At 52.9% G+C, this 2,435-nt stretch carries 3 protein-coding genes; all 3 read left to right on the forward strand.

Translation table 11 applies throughout. The features are described from left to right. The first annotated feature begins 125 nt into the window (after positions 1 to 125). A complete protein-coding gene (gene nth / locus A6X21_RS07265) occupies positions 126 to 986 on the forward strand; it encodes an endonuclease III (RefSeq protein WP_083233453.1) in 861 nt (286 codons plus the stop codon). A gap of 139 nt (positions 987 to 1,125) precedes the next feature. Then, entirely contained in the window at positions 1,126 to 1,737 is a 612-nt protein-coding gene (dcd, locus tag A6X21_RS07270) for a dCTP deaminase (RefSeq protein ID WP_068846950.1), read from the forward strand. A 258-nt stretch (positions 1,738 to 1,995) separates the two neighbouring features. Next, positions 1,996 to 2,430 (forward strand): PLP-dependent transferase, encoded by a 435-nt coding sequence (locus A6X21_RS07275; protein ID WP_240490196.1) that lies wholly within the window; start codon positions 1,996 to 1,998, stop codon positions 2,428 to 2,430. Positions 2,431 to 2,435: the final 5 nt, after the last annotated feature.

Below are 2,435 nucleotides of genomic sequence, written 5' to 3' on the forward strand. Positions count from 1 at the left end.
CGAACCGGAAACACCGGTCACACAGATGAACTTCCCCAGTGGAAACTCGACATCGACATTTTGCAGGTTGTGATTCCGAAAACAGAGCAGATCAGAAAATCAACTGGCTTGGAAGAGGATGCGATATGGCCAAAGGTCGGGAATCGAAGCAAGCTCTCATCGACAGAACCGGGCGGATTCTGGCTCAACTTGAACGCACGTATCCGGATGTTGAATGTGCTCTCGAACATACCTCGCCGTATGAACTGCTGGCAGCCACAATTCTCAGTGCGCAGTGTACCGATGAGCGTGTGAATATGGTCACGCCTGGGTTATTCAAGGCATATCCAACGCCCGCTCATCTGGCCAAAGCCCGGCAGGAAGATGTCGAAGCGATTGTGAAATCAACGGGTTTCTTCCGCAATAAGGCCGCCAATCTGATTGGTATGGCCCAGGCCGTCGTGGAAAAGCATCACGGAGAGATTCCACAAACACTGGAAGAACTGGTCGCGCTGCCGGGAGTGGGAAGAAAAACCGCCAATGTTCTTCTCGGGACATTTCACGGCGTACCAAGTGGTGTCGTCGTCGATACTCATGTGCAGCGAATCAGTCGTTTGTTAGGGCTGGCAAAAGGCAATAATGCCGAAACGATTGAGCGCGAGCTGATGGCCATTGTTCCACAGCAAGAGTGGATCATGCTCTCCCACCGCCTGATTCATCATGGTCGACAGATCTGCATTGCCAGGCGACCGCAATGCATACGTTGTCCATTACTCGCAGACTGTCGTCGTGTGGGTTTGCCTGAACTGGAAATGCCGACTTCCGTGCTCGACGCTCCTGCAGAACCTCAGCAAACTCGTCCCTCACAAAAGCCTTCCCGAGTCAAGAAAACGATGGCCAAAGGCATACCTTTGAAAAGTACTCGCAAGGCGACCGCGACCACCACACCTTTGGCTTCGAAGAGCAAGAAAAATATCGCAAAAACCCAGAATCGTAACGGGCGCTGACCTCGCCTGTTGCACATGGGCCGCTGGCTAACTAATCTCGCCATGAGCAACTCTCAGAGAGGAAATCTCCGCGAAGGTCCAGAGATGCCCTTCAAGAGGTCTCTTCGAGCCAACCAGGACAACAGGGAACAGGCGACCGATGATTCTCACCGGGAATGAAATTCGTTCGCAACTGGGTCGAAATCTCGTCATCAATCCGTTCGAAGAGCGTCTGCTCAACCCGAACAGCTACAATTTGAGATTGCATGATGAGTTACTGGTCTACGAGGAAATCGTCCTCGATATGCAGCGGCCCAATCGCTATCGCAGGCATGTCATTCCTCCGGAAGGACTCGTGCTTCAACCGGGACAGCTCTATCTCGGGCGGACCATCGAATACACGGAGACGCATAACTTCGTGCCCATGCTCGAAGGCCGGTCTTCGGTCGGAAGATTGGGATTGTTTGTCCATGTGACGGCAGGCTTTGGCGATGTGGGATTCTGCGGTTTCTGGACGCTCGAAATGTTCGCGATCCATCCCATTCGCATTTATGCCGGTGTCCCGATCTGCCAGATTTTCTACCATCAACTGGAGGGAGACATCACGGAGTACGCCAGCAACAAGTATCAGAAAAATCACGACATTCAGCCAAGCCTGTTGTTCAAGGAGTTTCGGGAACCCGAGCCTGATCAGCAGCTCAGGCTGGCCTTTGGTCAGGAATGCTCGACCCGTGAAGATGCGGATTGTTCGACTCCCGCCGATCGAAAATGATCCAACAGCCGATCGCTGAACCTGGTGCTGAATCGAAAAAAGTTGCCCATACTGGTCGTTCAGCGATTCAACGAGTTCGGTTTGGTCGTGGTTTGAGTGCCATTCTGTGCAAGTCTCGGTAGAATTCTGAAAGAAGGTTTTCTGGCAGCAGATTTTGAGAACAATGGGGGCCAATCTTCCCCCAGATTTGTATCGAGATGACGGAGCCAGAAGACCAGTCCTGCCAGAATTCGGCAATCGATCCGAGGAAGCCTGAACGTGAAGTTTGAAACCCGCTGTGTTCATACCGGCGTCGACAAAGATGCCACCTACTTGAGTGCCACGACACCGATCTATCCCACATCGACCTTCCGCTGGGATAATCTCGATTCTCATCGAGGTTTTGATTACACGCGGAGCGGCAATCCGACTCGGAAAGCTCTCGAAGAAAATCTGGCGGCTCTCGAAGGAGGCATTGATTGCCGGGCCACCTGCACGGGAATGTCTGCGATTGTGGCCGCTCTCCAATTGGTGGCCCCTGGCGATCATGTGATTACCGGGCACGACATTTATGGCGGTACTTATCGACTCTTTGACAAAGTGCTGCGAGACCAGGGAATTGACTTTTCGTTTGTCGACATGGGGCAGCCGGCTCAGACTTCAGGTCTCATCACACAGGATCAGGCACAGGCGATTGGCCTGGAGCGTGCGTGATCGGA

Origin of the sequence: Planctopirus hydrillae (assembly GCF_001707835.1) — a bacterium.
GTDB lineage: Bacteria > Planctomycetota > Planctomycetia > Planctomycetales > Planctomycetaceae > Planctopirus > Planctopirus hydrillae.